The 26910-nt window shown below is 49.0% G+C and carries 11 protein-coding genes; 10 read left to right on the top strand and 1 reads right to left on the bottom strand.

Annotation, left to right across the window (positions count from 1 at the left end):
• Nucleotides 1-37 precede the first annotated feature (37 nt).
• The 9 genes from M1D30_RS12430 to M1D30_RS12390 all read left to right on the top strand — a co-directional run bounded on the left by M1D30_RS12430 (nucleotide 38) and on the right by M1D30_RS12390 (nucleotide 24117).
• The gene (locus M1D30_RS12430; protein WP_248504446.1) at nucleotides 38-2422 is read left to right on the top strand and encodes a polyribonucleotide nucleotidyltransferase; all 2385 of its coding nucleotides are present in this window, start codon (nucleotides 38-40) and stop codon (nucleotides 2420-2422) included.
• A gap of 258 nt (nucleotides 2423-2680) precedes the next feature.
• Complete coding sequence (locus M1D30_RS12425) at nucleotides 2681-6406, top strand: hypothetical protein (RefSeq protein WP_248504444.1); 3726 nt, start codon at nucleotides 2681-2683, stop codon at nucleotides 6404-6406.
• Between the two features lie 281 nt (nucleotides 6407-6687).
• Nucleotides 6688-9531 (top strand): fasciclin domain-containing protein, encoded by a 2844-nt coding sequence (locus tag M1D30_RS12420; RefSeq protein ID WP_248504442.1) that lies wholly within the window; start codon nucleotides 6688-6690, stop codon nucleotides 9529-9531.
• Nucleotides 9532-9551: 20 nt separating this feature from the next.
• Nucleotides 9552-12938, top strand: coding sequence for a SusC/RagA family TonB-linked outer membrane protein (locus M1D30_RS12415; protein WP_248504440.1), 3387 nt, complete (start codon nucleotides 9552-9554; stop codon nucleotides 12936-12938).
• Between the two features lie 27 nt (nucleotides 12939-12965).
• A complete protein-coding gene (locus tag M1D30_RS12410; protein ID WP_248504438.1) occupies nucleotides 12966-14747 on the top strand; it encodes a RagB/SusD family nutrient uptake outer membrane protein in 1782 nt (593 codons plus the stop codon).
• A gap of 26 nt (nucleotides 14748-14773) precedes the next feature.
• Nucleotides 14774-16996 carry a fasciclin domain-containing protein gene (locus tag M1D30_RS12405; protein ID WP_248504436.1) on the top strand — a complete coding sequence of 741 codons (2223 nt, stop codon included), beginning with the start codon at nucleotides 14774-14776 and terminating at the stop codon, nucleotides 16994-16996.
• A gap of 32 nt (nucleotides 16997-17028) precedes the next feature.
• A complete protein-coding gene (locus M1D30_RS12400) occupies nucleotides 17029-18897 on the top strand; it encodes a fasciclin domain-containing protein (protein ID WP_248504434.1) in 1869 nt (622 codons plus the stop codon).
• Between the two features lie 27 nt (nucleotides 18898-18924).
• Entirely contained in the window at nucleotides 18925-22248 is a 3324-nt protein-coding gene (locus M1D30_RS12395; protein WP_248504432.1) for a SusC/RagA family TonB-linked outer membrane protein, read from the top strand.
• Between the two features lie 36 nt (nucleotides 22249-22284).
• A complete protein-coding gene (locus M1D30_RS12390) occupies nucleotides 22285-24117 on the top strand; it encodes a RagB/SusD family nutrient uptake outer membrane protein (protein ID WP_248504430.1) in 1833 nt (610 codons plus the stop codon).
• A gap of 75 nt (nucleotides 24118-24192) precedes the next feature.
• Here the strand turns inward: M1D30_RS12390 and M1D30_RS12385 are convergent, their stop codons facing one another.
• Complete coding sequence (locus M1D30_RS12385; protein WP_248504429.1) at nucleotides 24193-26205, bottom strand: alpha-L-arabinofuranosidase C-terminal domain-containing protein; 2013 nt, start codon at nucleotides 26203-26205, stop codon at nucleotides 24193-24195.
• A gap of 197 nt (nucleotides 26206-26402) precedes the next feature.
• Between M1D30_RS12385 and rimP the strand changes: the two genes are divergently transcribed.
• Nucleotides 26403-26873 (top strand): ribosome assembly cofactor RimP, encoded by a 471-nt coding sequence (gene rimP / locus M1D30_RS12380; protein ID WP_248504427.1) that lies wholly within the window; start codon nucleotides 26403-26405, stop codon nucleotides 26871-26873.
• Nucleotides 26874-26910 lie beyond the last annotated feature (37 nt).

Below are 26910 nucleotides of genomic sequence, written 5' to 3'. Positions count from 1 at the left end.
TTTGCACGATTTTATTTTTTTAGATGTTTTAAACAAGATGAACGTAATTACAAAAACCATTCAATTGGCTGATGGCAGAACCATCACCATTGAAACCGGGAAAGTGGCAAAACAGACCGACGGTGCTGTCATGCTGAAGATGAACAACACTGTGCTCCTGGCCACTGTTTGTGCCGCAAAAGATGCAGTTCCCGGAACCGATTTTATGCCTTTGCAGGTAGACTATCGCGAGCAGTATAGTGCTGCTGGCCGTTTCCCCGGTGGATTCACCAAGCGCGAAGGTAAAGCCTCTGATAACGAAATCCTGACCAGTCGTCTGGTGGACCGTGTGCTCCGTCCTCTGTTCCCCAGCAATTATCACGCAGAAGTTTTCGTCAACGTGATGCTGCTTTCTGCAGATGGCGTTGATCAGCCCGATGCATTGGCTGGCTTTGCTGCTTCGGCTGCACTGGCCTGCTCGGATATTCCCTTCGAGTGCCCCATCTCTGAGGTGCGCGTGGCTCGTATCAATGGCGAGTATGTAATCGATCCTACCTTCGAGCAGATGAAGGAGGCCGACATGGATATCATGGTTGGTGCCTCTGCCGAGAACATCATGATGGTGGAAGGTGAGATGAAGGAGGTTTCTGAGCAGGATCTGCTCGGTGCCCTGAAAGCTGCCATGGATGCTATCAAGCCTATGTGCGAACTGCAGAAGGAGTTGAGCAAGGAGCTCGGCAAGGATGTAAAGCGCGAGTACAACCATGAGATCAACGACGAGGACTTGCGCGCACGCATGAATAAAGAGTTGTATCAGCCCGCATACGATATCACCAAGCAGGCTCTGCCCAAGCAGGACCGTGCCGACGCTTTCGAGAAACTGCTCGAGGACTTCAAGGAGAAGTTCTTCGCTGAGCGCGCTGCTGCTCCAGAAACTCCGGAAAATTCAGAAACTCCGGTCATCTCTGACGACGAGTACAGCGCTATGATGGATCGCTACTACCACGATGTGGAGCGCGACGCTATGCGCCGTTGCATTCTGGACGAGGGTATCCGTCTGGATGGTCGTAAGACCACCGATATCCGCCCCATCTGGTGCGAGGTATCTCCCCTGCCCATGCCTCACGGAAGTGCCATCTTTACCCGTGGTGAGACACAGTCACTTTCTACCTGTACGCTGGGTACCAAGCTCGACGAGAAGATGGTTGACGATGTGCTCGACAAGAGCTACATGCGCTTCCTGCTTCACTATAACTTCCCTCCATTCTGTACTGGTGAGGCTAAGGCTCAGCGCGGCGTAGGCCGTCGTGAGATTGGTCATGGTCACCTGGCATGGCGCGGTCTGAAGGGTCAGATTCCTGAGGACTTCCCTTACACCGTACGTCTGGTTTCTCAGATCCTCGAGTCAAACGGTTCTTCATCAATGGCTACCGTTTGTGCTGGTACCCTCGCCCTGATGGACGCTGGTGTGCCCATGAAGAAGCCCGTTTCTGGTATCGCCATGGGTCTGATCAAGAATCCTGGAGAAGATAAATACGCTGTATTGAGCGATATCCTCGGCGACGAGGACCACCTGGGTGATATGGACTTCAAGACTACTGGTACAAAGGATGGTCTGACTGCTACCCAGATGGATATCAAGTGCGACGGTCTGAGCTTCGACATCCTCGAGAAGGCTCTGATGCAGGCTAAGGCTGGTCGTGAGCACATCCTGAAGTGTCTCACCGATACTATCGCTGAGCCACGTGCTGAGTTCAAGCCTCAGGTTCCCCGCATTGTTCAGATCGAGATTCCTAAGGAGTTCATCGGTGCTGTCATCGGCCCTGGCGGTAAGATCATTCAGCAGATGCAGGAGGATACCAAGACCACTATCACCATCGAGGAAACCGACGGTGTTGGTAAGGTACAGGTGTCTGGTCCCGATAAGGATAGCATCGACGCTGCCCTGGCTAAGATCAAGGCTATCGTTGCTATTCCTGAGGTAGGCGAGGTTTATGATGGTGTGGTTCGCAGCATCATGCCTTACGGCTGCTTCGTAGAGATTATGCCTGGTAAGGATGGCCTGCTTCATATCTCTGAGATCGACTGGAAGCGCCTCGAGACTGTCGAGGAGGCTGGCATCAAGGAGGGTGACCACATCCAGGTGAAGCTCCTTGAGATCGATCCTAAGACAGGTAAGTATAAGCTCTCACACCGCGTGCTGATTGAGAAGCCCGCCGATTATGTAGAGCGTCCTGCCCGTGGCGAGCGCCGTGAGCGCCCTGAGCGTGGTGACCGTCGCGACCGTGGTGATCGCCGCGACCGTCGTGAGCGCCCTGAGCGTGGCGAGCGTCGTCCCCGTCCTGAACAGCAGCAACAGCAAGAGGCTGAGCCCTATCGTGATCCTACCGAGAGTAAGGAGCCGAAGGACTTCAGCGACGCGCTGGACCACATGGATTTTTAATTAAATCCGTTTTAAGTTTTCATATTTTGCCTCGCGACCTCAACGGGTTGCGAGGCTTTCATTTTTCTCAGTGTTTCATGAACACTATATTTTTTTGTTAAATTCAAAAAAAACTTCAATTTTTGATACGAGTTATTAAAAAAATAACTATATTTGCACCCGAATTGGCCTAAAGTGGGTCTTTTCACCAATAACAATATGTGAAATTTAACTCTTTTAATTAACTTTATATTTTTACTAACTTACTAATTAAGGCTTATGAAAATTTCAAGACTACTAGTTTTGTCGGCGCTCTGGTTGGGATTAACCGGAACTGTTCAGGCAACGATTGTAGATGGCGTACGTCAGAAGCCCGCTCCTGCTCAGACCCAGGGTTTTGAGGCAAGCGAGACTACTGATACGTATTTCTATCTCTACAATGTTGATGCCAAAGCTTTCTTCACCGAAGGCAATGCTTGGGGTACCCAGGTGAGTATCGGTGACAAAGGCTTGAAGGTCGCTTTCACGGTTGATGGAAATTATGACCTCACCTATTTGTTTAACGACTTCTCTCTTGCTAAGAACGCATGGAAACTGACGTTCTTCGACAACGAGAATTCTATGTTCGTTGACCTTGGCAACCAGGCTAACTACCGTTGGGGTGTTGAGGATAATGGTGCGACATTCCGACTCTTTGCTCAGAGTGAGGAGAATGGTAACCCCGGTTGGGATGCTACTACCGATGCAGAGACTGGTGAGACCATTGAACATCCTGCATATCGTGAGGGAATGTATATGGGTTGGAAGACCGGCAGCACAAGTACCGCATGCGTACCTTATCTTCCCGTGGAAGAGGGTAACTGCATTAACTGGGCTTTCGTGACTGAAGAGAACTATGCTCCCTATGCTGAGGCTATTGATGTTTGGGTTGTTGCCGAGAAATTACGTGTCTTGATTGAGGACGTGAAGGCAAAGGGCTTTACCGAGACTTCTGCATATGAGGCTATCTATGCTAATGAGGCTGCAACTAAGGCTGAGCTTGAGAAGGCTATCAGCGATTTGAATGCAGCATTCGTAGAGTGGGGTAAGACCAATGCTTCTTTGGAGAATCCTGCTGACTTGACCAATAAGATTGTGAACCCCAGCTTCGATGGAAACGACCTTACTACTGGTTGGAGCACTAAGTTCAACGCAAATGGTGGTAAAGAGAATGCTGAGTACTGGAACATGAACTACAATACCTATCAGGATATTAAGGAACTTCCTGAAGGTGTGTATGCTTTGGGCGTAAACGCATTCTATCGTGCTGGTAGCAATGGCTCAAGCGCCATCCAGAACTGGTTGGCTCACAACGAGGCTTCTAAGTATGCTAAGTTGTATGCTGTAGCAGGTGGCAATACACGTCAGACCGCTATTGCTAATGTGTTTAGCGGTGCTCAGGCTGAGAACCAGAATGTTGGTGACGTTGCTGTAACATATGACGATCCTGAAAGTGGTGAGAGCGTAACTGTTTACGTTCCTAACAACATGGGTGCTGCAGAGTATTATATGCACACTCTGGGACAGTACAAGAATACCCTTTATTTGGCTGTTAACGCTGGTGACACCCTGCGTATCGGTGTGAAGAAGGATGTTAATATTGGTGATGAGTGGTCTATCTTCGATGACTTCTCTCTGACTTATTATGGTAAGGCTGCCGATGCTTGTCAGTTCTACCTGCAAAAGGCTATGGAAGATTACAGTGATTATGTAATCGAGCCAGGTACTCTCTACACCAAGTCTTATTTGGAGGCTTATCAGGCTGCTTACTCAAACAATAGCGCTTCTGCTTCTTCTTTGGCTGAGGTTAACGCTATCCTGAAGAGCGTTGACGAGACCAAGGCTGCTCTGGATAAGAACATCAAACTCTGGAAGGAATATACTTCTGTTATTAATGAAGCTAGAAATATGGTTGTAAATCCTGATTATGAAGAGATGGAACCTGCACAGGATTTGGCAGACTATATTGAAGATGATGAGGAGGGCTATGAGTTCTTTATTGACGAACTTAGCTTGACTAATGAGGAAATTGAGGCTGAGATCGCTAAGGTTAAAGCTTGGATGAATGAAATTATTGAACTTGATAAGCTTGGCGTTTACGAAGGCAAGAACATGACCAAGTTCATTACCAATCCTACTTTCGAGAAGAGCACAACAGAGAACAGCGGTACCAGCGAGGGCTGGACTGTTGATCGTGTAGATGGCGGTAACGTAACTCCTGGTCCTATCAATGGCGATGGTGATACCTTCCTGTCTACTGTTGGCTACTACAATGCTTGCTTCGAGTCTTGGCACTGTCACAAGTGGGATGTATGGCAGGAGATTAAGAATCTGCCTGTAGGTATGTATGAGTTGCAGGTTCAGGGTTATGTTCGTTGCGAGGTTGGTGGATACCAGCGTGGTGATGAGCTTGTAGAGCCCTATACTTCTCCTGTATACCTCTATATGAACAATGCTATGAGTCAGTTCCCCAGTGTTTACTCAGAGATTCCTGCTGAGGCTGGTGTTAACTTCCAGATTGTTGAGAGCTGGACTAAGGAGGAAGTTAATGGCAATGAATTCCCCAACTCAATGGGTGGCGCTGCTCAGTGCTTCCATATTGACGAGGAGGCTGGCTTGTATGGTATGTATAAGACAACTGCCTATGGTCTGATTGCCAAGGAGGGCGATACCTTCCGTATTGGTGTGAAGATGGATAAGAATGAAGACTGGTGGTGTATCTGGGATAACTTCAAGTTGATTTACCACGAGCCCACAGCTGAGCTGGTTCAGCCTGTACTTGAGGAGGCTCTGAAGAGTTTGAACCTTGACCAGGCTATGGGTAAGGATATCTATGAGCAGGCTTCTGCTTTGAATCAGGAGGCTCAGGACGCTATTGCTGCTAAGGATGGTAAGGCAATGTTCGCTGTGCTGACTAAGGTTTATGACCTGAGTGCTGCTATCATTAAGTCTGTAGCCCTGTTCCAGAAGTTGAGTTCTGCTGCAGAATCACTCAATGAGGCTATTAGCAGTTCTGAGAACCAGGATGCTAAGGATGAGGCTAATAATCTGTACACTACCATTATGAATGGTATTGAGGAACACTCTATTACTGATGCTGAGGCTACTGAATACCTTGAGAAGATTGCTGTCGTGTACACCAAGTTGATGTTGCCCTCTGATTGGGCTTCTGCAAGCGACGATGATCCTAAGGATGTTACTGCAGTGATCAAGTCTGCAAGCTTCTCTGACGTTGACGAGACTGCTAACTCTTCAGAGGGTTGGACAAATCCTGGTAACCTGGGTAATGATGATACTCAGAAGAGCGCTCTGGCTATCGAGTTCTGGCAGTCAGCATTCGATATGTATCAGACCATCAAGGGTCTGCCCGAGGGTACTTATGAGCTGACTGTTGACGCTTGGGTACGTAACGGTGAAAACGATGAGAACTTCACTGGCTGGAAGGAAGATCCTTCTAACTCAATGGCTCTGCTCTATGGTGTTGATGGTGACAGCGTTGTTTACACTGCTCCTATCGCCAACATGATGGCTGCTGGTGACGCAATGCTCGAGTCTACTGGCTATGAAGGTGAGGGTGAATTCTCTGTTGATGGCGTTACCTACTATGTACCTGGTTCACTGGTAAGCGGTAAGGGTCTCATCGAGATGAATCCTGGAACTTACACCAATAAGGCTATCGTGAAGGTGAAGGCCGACGAGACGCTGACCATCGGTATCAAGAAGGCTCAGGAAAAGACAAGTAGCTGGGTTGTTGCTGACGACTTCAAGCTCTATTACCTCGGTAAGAACAGCTCTAAGGCTGGCAGCCCCGACCTCACTGGTATCGCTACTGTGGAAGGCAAGACCGCTAAGGTTGAGTACTTCACACTGGATGGCCGCAAGGCTACCAAGGCTCATAAGGGCATCATGATCCAGAAGGTAACCCTGAGCAATGGCGCTACCCTGATTCAGAAGATTCGTAACTAAAGAAATGTTCAGAAATAAAAAACTGACCAATCTCTCATAAAAAGGGACTGGGGGCAGCCGAAAAGGCTGTCTCCGGTTCCTTCGTTTATTTAATTGACAACCAAAACCACCAGAGAAATGAATTTGCTAACTCTGCTCCTCTATGGAGCCCCAAATATGGAAGACCATGATCCTGGCAACAGGACTCAATATATATAGACGACGGACGAAACATAAACAACCGTTGAAACTAAGGAAAGAAGCATAAACAATAATTACATATTAAATAACTAACAAAACTTATGGAACGTAAAACTATCGTAAAGCAAGGACGAAGCGTGGCTCTGGCTGCCTGTGCACTGCTGATAGGGGCCTCCGTGATGCAGTCGTGTAAAGACGACGATCTGATCCTGACAGGACAGCCTGACTGGCTGGGAAACTCTATCTATGAGCGTTTGCAGGAAGACGGTAACTACAAGACCATGCTGCGTTTAATCGACGACCTTGGCCAAAAGGAAGTCCTTAGCCACACTGGTTCAAAAACTCTGTTCGTTGCCTCAGACAGCGCATTCAATGCGTGGTTCGGTTCGAACAAATGGGGCGTGAAGAGTTATGATGAACTGAGCGATGCAAAGAAGAAAATGCTGTTGAAGAATGCTATGATCAACAACGCTTATCTTCTGGAGCTTATGTCTAACGGAAAGGCACAGGGTGATGCCGCCACACCTGAGTGGGGACGTACCATGCGCCGCGAGTCTTCTGTGGAAATCTATGACTCTGTCTATGTGATGCCACTGGACTCTATGCCTAAAGTGAAGTATTGGGATTATCTGCGTCAGCGTGGAAAGGCTGTTCCCTTGTTCAAGGACGCTACCAAGCCTACGATGATTCACTTCCTTCCTGCTTACATGGAAAACAACAACATTACGGCTGAAGACTTGAAGGTGCTGACCAATGGTCGTGCCAGCAGTCTGAACGAGGCTTGGGTGAACGGCATACAGGTGCTGAACTCTGGTGATCCCAACCGTAAGAAGATTGACTATGATATCACTTGTAAGAACGGTTATATCCACAAGGTGGACGGCGTGATTGAGTCAAGTCCCAACATGGCGGAGATTATCCGTCAGGATGCGTCTACCTCTATCTGGAGTCACTTGCTGGACCGCTTCTCGGCTCCTTACTTCTATGAGGTGGGTACCCGTGAGTACGACCGTATCTATAACACCGAGGACTCTGCCTTCGTGCTGCGCTACTTCAGTCAGCGTTGCTATGATCACAGAACCGGTCGTATTGTGAACTACACCAACAAGAATACTGACAAGCCTACCGATCCCGAGGGAAACTTGGTATATGCTTACTTGAAGTATGATCCCGCTTGGAACCAGTATATCGATAACAACTCTAAGAACGATAACGACGTGCACTATGATGCCGGTGTGATGATTGTGCCTACCAATAAGGCTATCCTTGACTGGTGGAACGGTTCTGGTAAGGAGTTGCAGGACGAGTACAAGGAGATGGACTCTATTCCTGACGATATCATCGCTAAGCTGATCAACGTGAACATGCTGACCACATTCTCGGAGGCTGTTCCTTCTAAGTTCGACATGGTGCTGAACGATGCCAAGGAGTCTCTGGGTATCAAGGCTTCCGACGTGATTGGTACCTACATGGGCTGTAACGGTGTTGTCTATAAGACTAATAAGGTGTTCACTCCTGCCGAGTTCTCATCAGTGGCTTATCCCGCTCTGGCTCATGTGTCAAACATGAACATTATCTATCGCGGTGGTATTGATGCACGCGGCTTCCTGCCTTATCTGCTTTCTATGGACTCTAAGTACGCCCTGCTGTTGCCTACCAACGGTGCACTGCTGAACTATGTGGACCAGGGTTCGTATGGTAAGACCACAAAGATGGAGATCGACGGCGATAGCGTTGTTGTGGAGACTCCCGATATCTTCGAGTTTAAGTGGGACCTCACCAGCAAGAGCGTGAAGGCTAGCCGTTACGAGGGTCAGGTGGATGCCGATGGTAACATCACCAAGGGCACTCGTAAGCAGCTTCAGGTGGCCGACAACGTGATTAACACGGTGTTCGACGGTATGATGGACCAGCTGATCATTGTCATTCCCGACAAGAGCATGACTGTGGAAGACTATGTGAAGGCTGGCTATAACTACTTCAAGACCAAGGGTGGTGCTATCATCCGCGCTTCTTACGAAGGCGACAGCCTCTGCTTTGAGGGTGGCTGGCAGATGGAGCACAACGGCAGAAAGATTACCAGTGTGCAGCGCTATGACAAGCAGAATGGTAACTCTTATCAGTTGGAGAGCCAGTGCCCCATGGGCGCACAGTCTACTGTGTACCTCACACTGCAGGCTCATCCCGAATTCCATGGCTTCCTGAATATCTTGAAGAACGACTACTGCGACCTGCTTGCAACGACGATTAAGGGTTCTACCACTTACTATGCTGGTCAGACCGCTCAGGGTAGTGAGAACCTGCGTATCCTCGATAACTACAACTACACCGTTTATGTGCCAACAAACGAGGCCATCAAGAAGTTGCAGGATGAGAAGAAACTGCCTACCGACGAAGAACTCTCTCGTGGCGATTTCAGTGAGGTGACTGAGGAAGAGCCTGCCGTTGACAGCATGTGCGTGGCTGAGGGCTGGTATCAGTACAACTCTGACCAGAAGAAGGTGCGTAAGGCCGTTATCGAGGCTATCCGTGGCGTTGTGAACGACTTCGTTCGCTATCACGTGCAGGATAACTCAGTGGCCATCGGCCTGGCTAAGGCTGCTAATGCCTCTACCTCTTTCGAGAGTATGAAGCGTAATCCTAACACTGGCCGTTACTATCCTATCAAGGCTGTCTATGACAATACAAGCCTGACCGTGACCGACGCCTTCGGTAAGCCCCACCAGGTGCTGAAGGACAAAAATCTGTATAACAAGATCTGTCGTGAGTACTGGTTCGAGACCAAGCCTTATACAAACACTTCACGTATGTTCATGGCAAGTAACGTGGTTCTGCACCAGATTGACGGTGCTATGTGCTACGGTTATAAGTATGCCGACGGTAAGACTGTTGACATGCGTCCTTGGCGTGAGGTTGTGGTTGAAGCACTGAAAGCACTTAAATAAAAGAGAGGAGGAAACAACGTATGAAAATACTTAAATCAGTCATGTTTATCCTGGCGCTGATGTTCTCAACAACACTGAGCGCACAGAATATTACGTCTGTACACGGTACGGTAAGTGACGATATGGGACCTCTGATGGGTGCCGCCGTACGAGAGATTGATGCCAACGATCGTAACATCAACTCAACAATCACAGACTTGAACGGTAACTTCACTATGAAGGTGAGTGGTAACTCAAAGAACAAGCTGAAGATTACCTATGTGGGTATGACCGACGTGGTGCTGCCCATCAACAAGAACTCTTTCAAGATTACAATGAAATCGAAGACCGTGCTGAAGCCCGTTGTCATCAAGGGTGAAAGACGTCTGCAGGGTAACACACTGCCTATCCCTCAGCGAGAGATTTCTTATGCTACTCAGACCATTAACATGAAGGAATTCGAGGGTCTGGGTATCACCTCAGTGGATGAGGCTCTGCAGGGACGTATTGCAGGTCTGGATATTATCGGTAACTCAGGTAACCTGGGTTCTGGCTCTACCATGCGTCTGCGTGGTGCTTCTTCTCTGTCAACACTGACTGACGCTAACCCGCTGATCGTGGTCGATGGTAACATCCGCGAGGTGAACCTCGATAACTTCGATATGCAGGGCGCCAACGATGAGAAGTTTGCTGAGTTGCTGAACATCAACCCTGAGGATATCGCTTCTATCACGGTGTTGAAGGATGCTGCTGCTTGTGCCGTTTATGGTTCACAGGGTGGTAACGGTGTTATCGAGTTGACCACGAAGCGTGGTACTCAGGGTAAGCCTCACGTAACCTACTCTCTGAAGCTGACTGGTACTTATCAGCCTAAGGGCTACGACCTGCTGAATGGTGACGACTACACCATGATGCTGAAGGAGTCGTACTTCAACCCCCGTCAGGACGATAACGCTTCAGACGGTGACCGTATTCCTGAGATTAACTACCTGGACAATACCTCTGGTTACTCAGAGTGGCGTCAGTATCGCGACAACACTGACTGGCGTGATGCCGTTACTCAGTGGGGTCTGCGTCAGAACCACTATGCTACCATTACTGGTGGTGGTGAGAAGGCCAGCTTCCGTATCGGTGCCGGTTTCGACCATGAGACGGGTACGATTATCAAGCAGAAGTTGAGTCGTTTCTCTACACGTGTGAACTTGGACTATAATGTCAGCCAGCGTATCCGTGTGAGCACCAACTTCTCAATGACCTACACGAACAATAAGCGTAACTACGAGGAGCTTCTGCCTATCGCCCTGAAGAAGATGCCTAACATGAGCATCTACGAGAAGAATCCTTTGACAGGCGAGGACACCGACACCTATTATAATATGTTGCAGAGTGGTCCTTACATCGGATCAAGTGTATTCGAGAAAGACCAGCGTACATACTCTAACCCTGTGGCTGTGGCCAACCTGGCTCGCAGAAACCAGCGTAACTACGACATGAACCCTGAGTTGGTTGTTAGCTACAACCTGTTGGGTCTGGACAGCGACCACTGGCAGTTGAACTGGCGTGGTTCGGTTTACATGAACATCTCTAACGGCTATAACGATGCCTTCTATCCTCAGGAACTGGTTTCTAAGTCATGGAAGGATAAGCTGAACACCGCTTCTTCTGGTTCTTCAAAGAGTGTTTCGTTCAACACCAAGCACACCCTGACCTTGATTCCTGCATTTGCAAACAAGGATCACAGTGCCATGATGATGGGCCGCTTCGAGCTGACTTCTGGTTCAAGCAACTCGCAGTCAACCTCTGCTTACGGTCTGCCTTCTACTGGTAGTGTTATCGTATCGCCTACTGCTGGTATGATTGACTCGCCTTCTTCTGGCTTCAGCCAGTGGCGTTCAATGTACTACACATTCTCTGCTCACTATGCTTATAAGGGACGCTACGTGGCCGACGTGACTCTGCGTGCCGATGGTACCACCAAGTTCGGCCCTGATAACCGCTGGGGTTACTTCCCCTCTGTATCTCTGAAGTGGATTGTTAGTGACGAGCCTTGGATGCAGAAACTGAAGCCCCTGCTCTCTATGTTTGCTATCCGTCCTAGCTGGGGTCTGAATGGTAGCCAGCCTGGACAGAACTACCTCTATACCTCTAAGTATGGTTCTGCTGCGAAGTATATCGATATGCCTGCCATGAAGCCTCTGAACATCCGCCTGTCAGACTTGCGTTGGGAGCAGATTCAGAGTTATAACTTCGGTATCGACCTGGGCTTCTTCGACGGTAAGTTGAACCTGACCCTCGAGGGTTATCAGTCTACACGTTCTGACATGTTGCTCGGTGGCTTCCATATTCCTTCAAACTCTGGTTTCGAGACCGTTCCTACTCATAATAACGGTAGAATGCGTAACACCGGTTGGGAGTTCCACATCAACACCAACCAGTTGATCAAGGCTGGTAAGTTCAAGATGGATATGAACGTGAACTTCGGTAACAACCGCAACGAGATCCTGGAGATGGATGCTAATATCCTTGAAAGTAAGAACCCCGACTTTGGCTATGCTAACCGTGAGACCTTGAAGCGCGTACAGTTGCACAACCCGTTCGGCGCTATCTACGGCTTCAAGTACCTGGGTGTTTACCAGTATAACTACAACACCTTTAAGAATGCTGTGGCTGGTATGACTCCTGAGGAGATTCAGGCTTACTGGCAGAAGTTCCGCGCAGAGGGCAAGACGGCTCCTGTGGCTGTTGACGCTAATGGCAACCTGATTCTGAGTGGTAACAACGTGCCTGTTCGTATGCGTTACGACTATCGTATCGATGGTACTGGTCACGACCAGAACTTCCCCGGCTTTAACGGTGGTGATGCTATTTACGAGGATTTGAACCACGATGGTCAGATCAACGCTCTGGATATTACCTACCTGGGTTCTTCTCTGCCTAAGCTGACTGGTGGTTTCGGCTTCAACTTCAGCTATGGCGACTGGCGTCTGTCAACCCAGTTCACTTATCGTGTGGGTAACAAGATCATCAACCTGGCTCGTCTGGATGCCGAGGCAATGATCGGTAACGACAACCAGAGCCAAGCTGTGAACTACCGCTGGCGTCAGGAGGGTGACGTAACTGTTATCCCACGCGCTATGTATGGTAATACCAGTAACTACAACACGCTGATCAGTGACCGCTTCGTTGAGGATGGTAGCTATCTGCGTATGAGCTATGCTCAGCTGAACTACAACGTGAAGAAGAAGTACTTGACATGGCTGGGTCTGAACCGCCTCTCGTTCTATGCAAGTATCAACAACCCCTTCGTCATCACCAAATACTCTGGTGTTGACCCCGATATCGCATTCGGCGGCGAGTCGCCTGCAACCGACGGTGCACAGACTCCTCGTTCACGTTCGTATACGCTCGGTATAACTGTTGATTTCTAATAAGTGGATTGACAACTCTAAAGAAACATGAAGATTATGAAAAAGAATTATTATAAAATAATCAGTGCCATCTGTGTCATCTGCGGTCTCACGTCGTGTGCCGACTTCTTGGAAATCAAGGACCAGCGTGAGATTATTCTGGAGGACTTCTGGAATGAAAAGGCCGACGTGGAGAATATCGTTTCTGGCTGCTATTCCGCACTTCAGGATGGCGAAGCCCGTAAACGTATGATGGTGTGGGGTGAGTTCCGCAGCGATAACATCATGTCGGGTAACAATATCAATAGTGATATGAACCTGGCTAATGTGCTGAAGGAGAATATCACCGCCAAGAACCCTTTTACCAAATGGGTGTATTTCTATGATGTGATTAACCGTTGTAACACCGTGATTAAGTATGCTCCTGAGGTGGCTGCCAAGGACCCCGCTTATACGGAGGGTGACTTGAAGGCTAATATCGCCGAGGTGACTGCTCTGCGCTCACTGTGTTACTTCTACCTGATCCGTACGTTCCGCGACGTACCTTTCTCTCGTGAGGCTTATACGGATGATAATCAGGTGATGGACCTGCCCGCAACACCTTTTAAAGATGTGCTGCATAATATTATCGATGATCTGGAGAGCGTGAAGGGCGATGCCGTGAAGCGTTATCCTGTCACCAAGGACCGTTATCAGACGGGTCGTATCACCTATGACGCTATCAATGCCATGCTCTGTGAGATGTATCTCTGGGATGGTAACTATGACATGTGTATTGCCCGAGCAGACGATGTGATTAAATCTAAGAAGGCTTATGCTGAGGATTACTACAAGGAGTACTATCGTAACTTCAGCTATCAGACACAGGTTGATAAGCGTCTGAATGGCTTCCCCTTGATTTATCACACTTTGAATGGATCAACCTTTGGTGATGCCTATGCTACACTCTTTACGGCTGAAAGTAGAACAGAGGCTGCCAAAGAGATTATCTTTGAGTTGAACTATGACAGAGACCCCAATTCAACAAAAGGTACCAATAACAGCGCCATCGCTTCGTACTATGGTAATGAAAGAAACGATGTGGGCTTGGTAACTGGTTCTTCTTATGTTGACGGTGAGGTGAAAGAGCCTAAGGCTAAGGAAATCTTCGAGATGGAGTCATCTAAGGACAATGATGTGCGTCGTTACATCTACTATAGCTCAAACGTGCAAGCCATCCTCAAGTTTGCTTGTGAAGAGGTGCTCGTTTCTGGCTCAGGAACAACAAAGTCAACCTCAAGGTCGGTTTATCCTGATAACAGCAATGGTAGCCACTGGCCCATCTACCGCCTGGCAGACATCATGCTGATGAAGGCAGAGGCCCTGTGTGAGAAGATGGTTGACGGAACCGATGAGGAGGCTATGGCAATCAACGAGCCATTGAGAACGGAGGCCTTCTGGTTGGTTAACGCCGTTTACAAGCGTTCTCTCATGAAACCTGTGACCCAGCTCTTGACCGATGCCGATACGATTAAGTATGCCGACTATGGATCAAAGACTTTGATGACAGAGTTGGTGAAGCGTGAGCGTCGCCGTGAGCTGATGTTCGAGGGTAAGCGCTGGTACGACCTGGTACGCTATGCTATGCGTGCCGGCAATACCCAAGAGATTATGTCGGCTGTAGGTAAGCGTGATGATGTGAACGGTACGTTCGCTCAGAACTTCTTCAGAAAGATGGATGCTATTTTCTGGCCTTATAACTATGACGAGCTGAAGGTGAACCACAACTTGGTTCAGAACCCGTCGTTCGGAAGTGGTGTGAACACAAGCACGGAGAAAACAGCCAAATAATAATGAATACTCAAAATAAGAAAACTATGAATATCAAGAAAAATATTAGAGTTGCTTTCATGGCACTGGCTGCCCTCCTGGCTTCAGGTTCGCTGACCAGCTGCTCTGATGAGCCCGATAGCGAGTATTTCTATGCGTTCACGGGTGAAATGATGAGCGACTATCTGAAAAACCGTGAGCAGTACAGCGAGTTTGCTGCCATCGTAGAGAAGGCTGGCCTGATGCCAACACTGTCTACCTATGGTAAGTATACTTGCTTCCTGCCAGACAATGATGCTATCAACGTGTACCTGCAGGACCGCGGCATGAAGAGCGTTGAGGAGCTGACAAAGGAAGACTGCGACACCATTGCACGTACGCACTTGGTGAATAATATCTACTCTACCTTTGAGATGACACAGGACCGTCTGCCTAATGCCAACCTGCTGGGTCGTTATATCGCTACCTCACAGGGCGTGGATGCCGACAGCAATGCTGTGGTTTATCTGGAGGGCCTGAGTCATATTATTTTCGAGAAGACTTATCCCAACGGAAGTATTGTTCATCAGAACGACTCTGTCGAGAATGGTATCGTTCAGCCTATCGACATGGTGATCGAGAAGTCGAACAGCACCGTGACTGATATCCTGCGTGATAACCCCAAGATTAGTCTGTTCTATAAGGCTTTCGAGGCTACAGGCCTGAAGGACCTGCTCGTTGAGAAGGTGGCCGATGAGAACTGGGATCCCAAGAAGTATCCTAAGTACTACTATAAGTCGCACATCAGAAAAGAGGTGGGTTGGGTGCCTGATACCAGAAAGTATGGCTTCACAGCTTTCGTAGAGCCCGACTCAATCTATCGAGAGTATTTCAAGAATGGTTATAAGGGTCAGCCTATTGACACCAGCAAGGGTGATCTCTATGCACTCTATGACCTGGCATGTAAGGTATATGGTCCTGTTTATGGACATGACGAGGAAGGTAACTTGCTCGATGAGGCTAAGGATGGCTGGAAGTTTGAGAACCTGACAGACAGCATCAACCCTCTGAAGCGTTTCATCCAGTATCATATCATGACTCGCTACGTGGCCGGTACTGCCGACCTCACCGCTCTTGTTATTGATAAGCCACAGGCTGCTGCGTCTGTAAGAGAGGCTTTCGGTACAGAGACGAAATGGGTGAACCCTGTTGACTGGTACGAGACTCTGCTGCCTCACACCATGCTGAAGATTGAACAGCTGAGTAAGAACAAGCGTGAGGACGTGAATGGTAAGGCTCTGCCTGTGGACATCTGGGGTCCTGATGCTGACAAGAAACTGGGTCACTTTGTGAACCGCCGCTATGAGTCTCCTGAGTATGAGTACCGTGGCTCTTATGTGGATGGTACTGTTGAGAAGACACCTAACCACGATGCCTTGAATGGTCACTACTTCTATGTGGACGATCTGGTGGTGTTCAGTAAGGAGGTTCGCGACGTGGTACAGAACATGCGTATCCGTATGGACTTCTCGACGGTGTTCCCCGAAATCATGACCAATGATATGCGTCTGAAGGGCAACTACGACCAGGATGATAATCAGGATGTGCCTGATGACTCTGAGCAGCCAAAGAACGGTAAGAACCGTTACTTCCCCATGGGCTATCTGGAGAACGTGAAGTTCAATACCAACTGTCACCTGGTTTATCGCCGTCCTCACTGGGAGTTCTGGTCTTGGCAGGGTGATGAGGTGAACCTCTTTGGTGACTATGACTTCATCTTCCGTATTCCTCCCGTGCCCTATAGCGGTGAGTGGCAGCTGCGCTTAGGCTTCGCTCCGCTGGAGACCCGTGGTGTGATGCAGGTGTACTTCGATGGTGTACCTCAGGGTATCCCCTTGGATATGATGAACACACTGGATTCTGAGATGTATCTTGGTGACCGTGCAAAGGACGATCCTCAGCTCAGTACTTATAAGACCACCTCTATCGAGGATTTGGCTTCTGAGCAGAAACTGCTGAAGAACTTGGGTGCTTACCGCGGACCGCGTTCATGCTACAACATTGGTAACAACGGTCAGCAGAAGAACTACTCATGGGGCATTGTTCACATGATGCGCCGTGTGCTGTGCCAGACTTACATCGATGCTACGAAGGACCACTACCTGCGTTTCCGTGTGGCTTCGGATGGTAAGCAAGGTAATGATAACGAGTTCATGCTCGACTTCTTCGAGATGGTTCCGAAGAGTGTCTACAGTGTTGACGGCTCTGGTGAGATGGAGGATGACCTCTAAAAGAACAACAGACAATTTGAAAATTGATAACTATGATTTCCAAAAAACTATTATACAATAAGGTGTTAGGGCTGGCAGTAGCCGCCCTCACCTTCGTGGCTTGTACCGATACTTGGGACGACCACTATGAGAGCCTGGGTGGTGGCGCCAATGGCATGCATGAGGGTACTCTGTGGCAGGCTATCTCTAACAATCAGAACCTGTCAAACTTCGCCAAAGTTCTGGAGAAGTGCCAGTATAAGCCCATCTTGGACGGTAGTCAGGTGTTCACGGTCTTCGCTCCTACAAACGATCAGTTTACACTGGAGCAGGCTAATGCCCTGATTAAAGATTATGAGGAGCAGGTGGCTGCTAACGTGAATCAGGAGAACAATACGGTGTTGAAGGAGTTCGTTCAGAACCACATCGCTCTCTACAACCACTCTGTAACGAGCCTGAGAACAGACTCTATCGTGCTGATGAATGGTAAGTATGCCGTGCTGAGCGATACCGCTATTAATAACGTGAAGCTGCTCGACAAGAACCAGCTTTATGAGAATGGCGTGCTCTTTACGCTGAACAATAAGGTGAAATTCTTGCCAACTGTATTTGAGTATATTGCCAAGGATCCTGAGTTGGACAGCTTGAGAAGCTTCCTCTATAACAGTCATTACTACTATAGAGAGTTTGATCCGGGTCAGAGTGTACCTGGTAGTATCGTAAATGGTAAGATGCAGTATCTGGACTCTGTGTTCTATCAGGTTAATGAGCTGTTCAGCTATGTTGGCCGCATCAACTCGGAGGATAGTACTTACCTGTATCTGGCTCCCACCAACGAGGCGTGGAAGGAGCTTGTGGCTAAGTATGAGCCTTACTTCGTTTATCCTGAGAAGCTGGTTCAGCGCGACTCTTTGATGTACACCATGCCGCGTCTGTATACCATCGCAGGCTCTTCGTTCAGCCGTACCTTCAACTCTGATAAGCAGTTGCAGGACTCAGCCATGTCTACTGAGTGCACCGTCAACTATCAGTCTCGTTTGTCAGACTGGTTCCGCCCGTTTGAGTACTACCAGTACTACAAGCCCCTCGAGGCCAATGGCGCTATGGGACAGGTGGAGAAGGTGGATTGTAGTAACGGTCAGGTGCTGAAGACCTCAAAGTGGAACATCAGCGATCTGAATACGTTCAACACGTATAAGTTCTCTATTTCAAGATTCAAGGAGGTTAGTAAGATCAGAGACCCGAAGAGTACCAGCGAGAAGGACTCTATCGAGACAATTAGACCCGTGGTTCACTACGTGACCTCTGACAATAAGTTCTACAACAAGTTGTGGGGCAACCAGTATATCGAGTTTGAGCAGGAGACCACTGCATTGAACCATACGGTGACCTATATCCTGCCCAGCGTACTCTCTAACATGGGCTATGATATCTACCTGATTAGCGCTCCAGCCTTGGCAGGTGACTCTACCGCTTCTGACTACGAACGTCTGCCAACGGAAGTACGTTGCTACATTTATAGCCCAGGTAAGGGTGAGGAGCAGCTGATGGGTGCTGATGGCTCTCACAAGTCGTTCGTAACGGCTACCGATGCTGTTGACTATATCTTGCTGGCAGAAAACTATAAGTTTGATAACTGTACCTATGGTGTCACAGATGAAGATCTGCAGGCGTTGCTGAAGATTGAGACACGTGTAAGTAACTCAGATATTCGTAACGGTAAGAAGACACGTACCATGCGTTTTAACTGTGTGCTTCTGGTGCCTCACGGAACACTTGAGCTTGTTGACGCTCTGCCCGGTGAGGTTGGTAATCCTGGTGTGGCTATTCCTGCCAAGCATCAGGGCACTCCCGGTGTTCTGCTGTATCCTCACGGAAAATACAATGACAGGTCGTATAAAGCCTGGTATTTGCAACGCTAATGTTCACATAAATAAAGAAAGAACGATATGAAACGATATATCTTATTCGGATTTTCGCTGCTGATGGCTTTCCCCTTGAGTATCTCTGCTCAGGATTATGAAGACGATGAGGAGGAGGTTGTAGAGGAAGCTCAGGTACAGCGTGTTGTAAAGAAAATCAAGCAGTATGAGACTCGCTCGGTTAAGGGCTTCGTCTATGATGCTGCTACCAAGCAGCCCGTTTCGGGTGCTATTGTTCGTGCTGCCGAGATCGATGGTTACAGTGCGCTGACCGGTGATGATGGTAGCTACACAGTGAAGGTGCCTGTCTTCGCTTCTGGTATCTATTTCACAACACCAGACCACAACCCTGTGAAGATTGGTTTGCAGGCTGGTGAGAAGCAGAAGGATGTGTATCTGTATCCTACTGTCTTTAAGTCGGAATATGGCACGCAGACCAATGTACGTGGTGACTATCAAGTGAAGGACTTTAAGTATACCAATGCACTGAATATCAAGGACGAGATTCAGAAGCAGCTGGGTGCTCAGGTCTATACCACTACCTTCAATGGCACACCTGGTGTGGGCAGCGTGATGTTCATTCAGGGTCTGAACTCTCTGAACGTGAACGCACAGCCTCTGGTTGTCATCGATGATGTGATTATCGACCAGCAGTATGGTCGTACGCTGCTTCACGATGGCTTCTATAACGACGTGCTGACCAACCTGAACCCTTCTGATATCGAGAAGGTGACGGTGATGCGCAACGGTACGGCTCTCTATGGTTCAAAGGGCGCTAACGGTGTGATTCTGATTCAGACTCGCCGTAACAAGTCTATGGCTACCCGCATTACTGCCAACATCTCGGCTGGTGTGGTGCTCGAGCCTAAGTATCTGTCAGTGATGGATGCCGGTCAGTATCGCAGCTATGCATCTGAGATGCTGAAGACCACCAACACCAAGTTGCAGGAGTTCAGCTTCTTGATGCCTGAATACGACCAGAAGGGTAAGAAGTACTACTACTATGATCAGTATCATCAGAGTACTGACTGGAAGGACTACGTTTATCAGACAGCAATGACTCAGAACTATGGTATTAACATTGAGGGAGGTGACGCTGTGGCTAACTACAACCTGTCAGTGGGCTATACCAGTGCTGAGAGTACCTTGAAGTACAACGATATGGACCGCCTGAACGTACGCTTCAACACGGATATCTCGCTGAGCCGCAAGTTGTCTGTTCGCTTCGACGCTTCGTTTGCCAACCAAACACGCGACATCCGTAACGACGGTGCTCCTGAGAGCTATGATGAGGGTACACCTACATCGCCCGCTTTCCTGGCTTATGTGAAGAGCCCATTCTTGAGTCCTTATAGCTATGGTCACGATGGAAAGGGTAACGGTCGCTTCTCTGACTCTCACTGGGATATCGATCCTGAGACATACCTGACCGAGGCGCTGTACAACTACACCAAATACAACTGGAAGTTGGGTAACCCCGCTGCTATTAACGAGTATGCTGAGGGTGAGTCGAAGAACCGCTTCGAGACTTCTATGCTGAACCTGACTGTGACTCCGAAGTATGAGATTAACCAGAATCTCTCGGTGAGTGAGCACTTCAGCTACAACCTGGTGAACACCAACGAACTGTTCTATATTCCTATCAATGGTACGCCTGACAACTACTATGTAAGTCGTCTGGGTGGCTTCCGTCAGAACGAGACCCGCTCGCTGGCTTCTAAGCAGAACTCTGTGATGAGTGACACTCGTGTTGACTGGGAGAACCGCTTCGATGCTCACTACCTCCATCTGTTTGGTGGTGCCCGCATCAACTGGGAGAGCTTCTCAACCAACTCTTCTGTAGGTTATAACACCGGTAGTGATAAGACTCCTCAGATCTCTGGTCAGTTGGCCGATAAGGATGCTCAGGGTGTGAACGAGAACTGGAACACACTGTCATGGTATGCTCAGGCTGACTATAACTACTTGAGCCGCTACTTCCTGCAGGCTAACCTGACTATCGACGGTTCTTCACGCTTCGGTCAGGACGGTGGTGACTTCCGTCTGTTTAAAGCCGCTTGGGCTGTGTTCCCCGGCATCCAGGCTTCATGGGTACTCACTAACGAACCTTGGATGGCTGGTGTTAAGGGTCTGGATTACCTGCGTCTCTCTGCTGGTTATGACATCAGTGGTAACGACGATATCAACTACTACGCTGCTCGCAGCTTCTTCCGTTCTGGTCAGTTCCTGCATACCATCTCTACGCTGTCGTTCGATGGTATCGGTAACACCAAGATCAAGTGGGAGACCACTCGCCGCTTTAATGTAGGTCTGGAGGCCAGCCTCTTGAACAACCGCTTGAGCGTTGGCTTCAACTACTTCCGTTCGAACACCGACAACCTGCTGGCTCTTCAGCAGTTGGGCTTCCTCAGCGGTCTGAAAGAGAACTGGTCTAACGAGGGTAAGCTGAAGAACCAGGGCTTCGACGTGAACTTCAATGCTAAGGTGCTGAACCTGAAGGATTGGCAGTGGGAACTCGGTGCCAGCATAGGTCACTACAAGAACGAGATCACTGCTCTGCCTGATGCTGCTACTTATCTGGACAACGAGATTTATGGTGCTACTGTTCGCACACAGGTGGGCAGCGCTGCTAACCTGTTCTATGGTTATAAGTCTCTCGGTGTGTTCTCAACAACTGCTGAGGCTCAGGGTGCTTCTGCACATGCTGCCGGTACTGCTACTTATGATCCTCAGGGTCTCTACTTCATGGATAAGAACGGTATCGATCGTGTGTACTTCGAGGCTGGTGACGTTCATTTCGCCGACCTGAACGGTGACGGCATGATTAATGAGGCCGACCAGACCATCATCGGTGATCCTAACCCCGATATCTATGGTAATATCTTCACTTCGCTGTCTTGGAAGAACTTCAAGCTCGATTTGAACTTCAACTATTCGCTGGGTAATGATATCTACAACTATATGCGCTCACAACTCGAGGGTGGCTCACGCTTCATGAACCAGAGCACAGCTATGCTGCGCCGCTGGCAGGTGGAAGGTCAGGAGACCGATATGCCACGTATCGCCTTTCAGGATCCTAAGGGTAATTCTCGCTTCAGCGACCGCTGGATTGAGGATGGCTCATACCTCCGTCTGAAGACCGTTACCCTGAGCTACAACCTGCCTCTGAAGTCTGAGTATATCCAGGGTGTTCAGTTCTGGATCCAGGGCAACAACCTGCTCACCTTCACGAAGTATCTGGGTAGCGATCCTGAGGCTACCATGACCTCAAGTGTTCTTGGTCAGGGTATCGACCTGGGTCGTCTTCCTCAGAGCCGTAGCATTGTGGCTGGTGTGAAGTTTAACTTGTAATCGAAAGTGAATATTGAAACAAGAAAAAAGATAATTATGATTACCAAGATTTATAAAATATTCTGCGCAGGTGTGATTGGTTGCGGTATTGCCGCAACCCTCACCTCTTGCGAGGACTTTTTCAATCAAGAGAGCGATGACGTGCTTTATGCAGAGAATGAGCACTTGAATAATGCTGTGGATACGATCTACTCTGTGACTGGTATCCTGGCAAAGCTGCAGACTCTGGCAGACCGCACCATCCTGTTTGGTGAGTTGCGTGCCGACCTGGTTGACCTGACCAGTGTTGCTAACAAGGACTTGCACGAAATCGCCGAGTTTAATGTGACCGATGATAACGAGTATAACCAGCCCAGTGACTATTATGCTGTTATCAACAACTGTAACTATTTCATCGCACATGCTGACACCGCCCTGAAGAGCAACCGTAACCAGGATATCTTCATGAAGGAGTTCTGCGCTGTGAAGGCTATCCGTGCATGGACCTACCTGCAGTTAGGTCTTGTTTATGGTAAGGTGCCCTTCTTCACTGAGCCCTTGCTGACCAAGGACGCTGCCGAAGAAGCAGAGAAGACCACCAAGACACTTGAGGAGATCTGTGATTACTTCATTGATGACTTGAGCTCACTGCCCATTCGCTATAACTCCGAATATCCTGGCTATCGTGATATCCGTGGCGTGGAATCTCGTTTGATGTTCTTCCCCTTGAGCATCGTACGTGGTGACTTGAAACTCTGGAAGGCTTCTTTCCATAAGGATAATAAGGCTTTGTATCTGGATGCTGCCAAGGAGTACTATGACTACATTAACCAGCGTAATGGTGAAAACAGTGCTTACCCAACCACCATCTCTCAGCGTATCATGTGGAAGCCTGGTACAACCGAGTGGCTTAGCCCTTCTGGTTCTCTCTTCCCTGTTGCTGAGAGAGTTGGTCTTGAGACGGAGTTGATTACCTTGATTCCTGGCGACTCTATCCCTGCGGAGGGTCACTACAGTGAGTTGCGTAACCTCTTCACCTCTCGTGAGGAGAATGAGTACAAGGTGAGCATCAAGCCTTCTGCACGTCTGTTTGAGATCTCTGAGTCTCAGAACAACTGTGTACTCGGAAACGACGGTATGTCTATGATGTTTGCTCCTAAGGGCCTGGCTGACTATATGTCTGGTGACCTGCGTCTGAGTGACTACTATAGAAAGAGCTGGGATATCGATGATGTGACTGGTCAGCGTATTGAGACTCAGTATATCTATAAGTACAGTTCTCAGCGTAACGTTCATATCTATCGCCGTACAATGGTTTACCTGCGCCTGGCCGAGGCTCTGAACATGGCTGGCTATCCTCGTATGGCTTACGAGATCCTGGCTCAGGGTCTGAGTAACGATGTGATTGACGATGAGGTGAGACCCTACTATCCTACTATGGAGGACTCTCTCAACCTGAACTACTTCGACTTCAACAATACTCGTTATGAGGTTTGTGATGTTTACGACTTCATCCGCGATGGCCAGTATTCGGTTGAGAGTCACAACATGATGGGTATCCACGCTCGTGGTTGTGGCTTTACTCCGATGGATACCACTTATGTGCTGCCTAACGATACCATTGAGCTTGATGCCGAGAAGCGTGCTCAGCTCATCAAGGAGCATCAGGCTTATGTTGATAAGCTCATCTTGACTGAGTCGGCTCTGGAGTTCGCACTCGAGGGAACACGTTACTATGACATTATGCGCTATGCATTGCGTCAGGATGACCCAGGTGCTACGATGATGAAGATTATCGGTGCCCGCAAGGGTCAGAATAACCCCACTACCTTTAACCTTGCTAACCAGCAGAACTGGTTCATTAAGTGGAAGAACAAGGTGGGATATTAATCTGAATTGCATAAAAAAAATAGCGCGAAGCGAAATGCCTCGCGCTATTTTTTTTATGTTTTACTTTCGTTGTTCTTACAGGCTGTACTCCAGCATGATGAAGGAGTAGGGAGCAACATCAAGTGTGAACTTCTTCTGAGCCTTGATGGTCTCCTTCTTGGGAACGATGGGCTGCTGGTCGTAGTTGTTCTCGTCGTTGGCATTACCGGCAATAACGGTCTTTACAGCGTTCTTCTTGATGCCAAAACGACTCAGGTTGATGTTGGCCTTCTTTGCCTCGTCTGATGCGTTACAAACCTTTACATAGAGCTTGCGGGTCTTGGCATTGAGGATGACCGACTGACCGTAGTGAACGTTCTCCATGGGCTGGATAGCGTCCTTGGCGTCGCCTTCGAACTTCACGCAGTCACCATAGTAGTACTGACCGCTTGACTGGCCAAAGAGCTGCTGAACATAATAGCTGCAGGTGAGGTAGGCACGCTCGTTGTCGAAGTAGATCATGTCGGGGTTCCAGTTGGTGTTGTCCTTGCGGGCAAACAAAGGTGCATAAGAAGTCATCGATACAATGTCGCCATTACGCTCAACGTGGAGCAGATACAGACCCTCGGCCAGGGCGTCAATGAGTTTCTTGTCCTTAGCAGCGTACTCGCCCAGATAGACCTTTGTCTTGCGGTCGCGGGGGTAGTTGTCGTACTGACGCTTGTTGAGGAAGTAGTTGTTGGGCTCATAGTAGTGCTCGTCGATGATGGGCATACCCAGCTCGTCGGCCAACTTCCAACCGTTCTCCAGGTCGGGATTGCCAGGATGAGAACCTGGGCCGGCGGTACCTACGATAACAATCTCGGGGTGAGCCTTCGTCACGCGCTCATAGATATATTTGAAACGTTCAGCGAACTCGGGTGTGATCTTCTCCTCGTTGCCCAGACCCAGGTACTTCAGGCCGAAGGGCTTGGGATGGCCGGCGTCGGCACGCATCTTTGCCCATTTGTTAGTGGCGGGATCACCATTGGCCCATTCAATCAGGTCGATAGCCTCGGCTACCCACTCGTCCATCTCGCTCATGGGAACAACGTCCTGAGCTTGTGTGCGCATGCTCCAACCGCCATTGGTGCCCTGACAACTTACACCGCAAGGCAGAATAGGCAGGGGCTCCATGCCCAGGTCCTCGCAGAACTGGAAATACTCGAAGTAGCCCAGTCCCATGCTCTGATGATAACCCCAGGTGTTCTTCAGACTCTTACGCTGCTCCTTCGGACCGATGGTGTTCTTCCAACGGTAGGTGTCCCAGAAACCGTCGCCGCCACCATGAACAACACAACCGCCAGGGAAACGCATGAACTTAGGCTGTAGGTCGGCCAGCGCCTGGGCCAGGTCCTTACGAAGTCCGTGACCTTTATAGGTATCCTCGGGCATCAGTGATACCTGGTCGATGTCCATGTCGCCGGTGTTGAGAACTAGAATCTGGAGGTTAGCATTCTTGCAGTCTTCGGTGGGTGTGAGAACAGCCTCGTACTTCTGCCATGATTTGTTGCTGATATCAAGGGTTGCCTCTGCCAGTACGGTGGGCTCTGCACCCCAACCCTGTCCAGGCTTTGCCAATACCACGCGTACGCTCTTAGCAGCACCATTCACATTGCGGAGGAATACCGAGAAGTCGTACTTAGCGCCAGCCTTGACACTGATGCCGTTGAAACCGTCGTTCTGCAGGCCGAAACCTTTCCATCCCTTGTAATCGTAGAACTCCTTCACGCGCTCTGTGTGCAGTCGCATATAGGTAGGGTTGTTGGGGTGGATGGGGTTGTCCATACGTACCTGTAGGGTGCCCAGTGAGTGACCGGGACGAACCTGCTTCCATGCTGTGCCAGGACCCCAACCATCACGCTCGGCAGGGTTAAACTCAAACGAGCCATTCTGAAGCAATTCGGCATACAGACCGCCATCTGCGGCACTGCTGATGTCTTCAAAGAAGATGCCGATAAGTTCGTCACTGATAGCCTTGCCGCCAGAAGGGGCCGACATAGGCTTCTGGGCGTTGAGGCCCAGGGAGGCTGCCAAGAGGGCAGCGCCAAGTGTCATTCTTTTGTTCATTATCTTTTTTAGTTTATTGGAAAATAATTGTTGCAAAGGTAGTTAGAAAAATCCGAATACCCATCGTTTTCACCTAAAAAGTCAAAATAGTGAGCCAAATATTTGCACAGTTCACGGAAATTTTGTACCTTTGCAGCCGTTCAGTGGAATGAGAGGCTCGAAAGGGTCTCTCATTTCTGTTATTAAAACACGTTAGAATGATAACGAAAGAAACATTAAAGACATTAGTAGAGGAGTGGCTCGCAAAGGGCGACTACTTCTTGGTAGACATTCAGATGGATGGTGGTGACGACCGTATCGTCATCGAGATTGATCACGCTGATGGCGTGTGGATTGAGGATTGCGCCGAGTTGAGCCGTTTCCTGCAAGAGAAACTAGGCGAGGAACTGGGTGACTACGAACTGGAGGTTGGATCAGCCGGTTTGGGACAGCCCTTTAAGGTGGCTCAGCAGTATGTTAACCATGTGGGTGACAATATTGAGGTGATTGATGCTACAGGCAAGAAAATGACAGGTGTACTGAAGAGTGTTGATGGTCGTCAGTTTGTGATGACCACTCAGGAGAAGCAGATTCCCGAGGGAAAGAAGCGCCCTGTTAAGGTGGATGTGGATAAGACTTTCTCAATGGACGAGGTGAAGTCGACCAAATACCTCCTGACCTTTAAGTAACCAATCAAAGAGGAAAAGTAAAAAAGAAAAGATATCA

It is taken from the genome of Prevotella sp. E15-22 (assembly GCF_023204875.1).
In the GTDB taxonomy this organism is placed as follows: Bacteria; Bacteroidota; Bacteroidia; order Bacteroidales; family Bacteroidaceae; genus Prevotella.
This window is presented reverse-complemented; position numbering and strand designations above follow the sequence as displayed.

Bases quoted from the DNA above. Each gene is read 5' to 3' on its own strand.
- M1D30_RS12420 (WP_248504442.1), top strand. From the start codon at position 6,688: ATGGAACGTAAAACTATCGTAAAGCAAGGACGAAGCGTGGCTCTGGCT.
- rimP (WP_248504427.1), top strand. From the start codon at position 26,403: ATGATAACGAAAGAAACATTAAAGACATTAGTAGAGGAGTGGCTCGCA.
- M1D30_RS12415 (WP_248504440.1), top strand. From the start codon at position 9,552: ATGAAAATACTTAAATCAGTCATGTTTATCCTGGCGCTGATGTTCTCA.
- M1D30_RS12390 (WP_248504430.1), top strand. From the start codon at position 22,285: ATGATTACCAAGATTTATAAAATATTCTGCGCAGGTGTGATTGGTTGC.
- M1D30_RS12430 (WP_248504446.1), top strand. From the start codon at position 38: ATGAACGTAATTACAAAAACCATTCAATTGGCTGATGGCAGAACCATC.
- M1D30_RS12400 (WP_248504434.1), top strand. From the start codon at position 17,029: ATGATTTCCAAAAAACTATTATACAATAAGGTGTTAGGGCTGGCAGTA.
- M1D30_RS12410 (WP_248504438.1), top strand. From the start codon at position 12,966: ATGAAGATTATGAAAAAGAATTATTATAAAATAATCAGTGCCATCTGT.
- M1D30_RS12385 (WP_248504429.1), bottom strand. From the start codon at position 26,205: ATGAACAAAAGAATGACACTTGGCGCTGCCCTCTTGGCAGCCTCCCTG.
- M1D30_RS12425 (WP_248504444.1), top strand. From the start codon at position 2,681: ATGAAAATTTCAAGACTACTAGTTTTGTCGGCGCTCTGGTTGGGATTA.
- M1D30_RS12395 (WP_248504432.1), top strand. From the start codon at position 18,925: ATGAAACGATATATCTTATTCGGATTTTCGCTGCTGATGGCTTTCCCC.
- M1D30_RS12405 (WP_248504436.1), top strand. From the start codon at position 14,774: ATGAATATCAAGAAAAATATTAGAGTTGCTTTCATGGCACTGGCTGCC.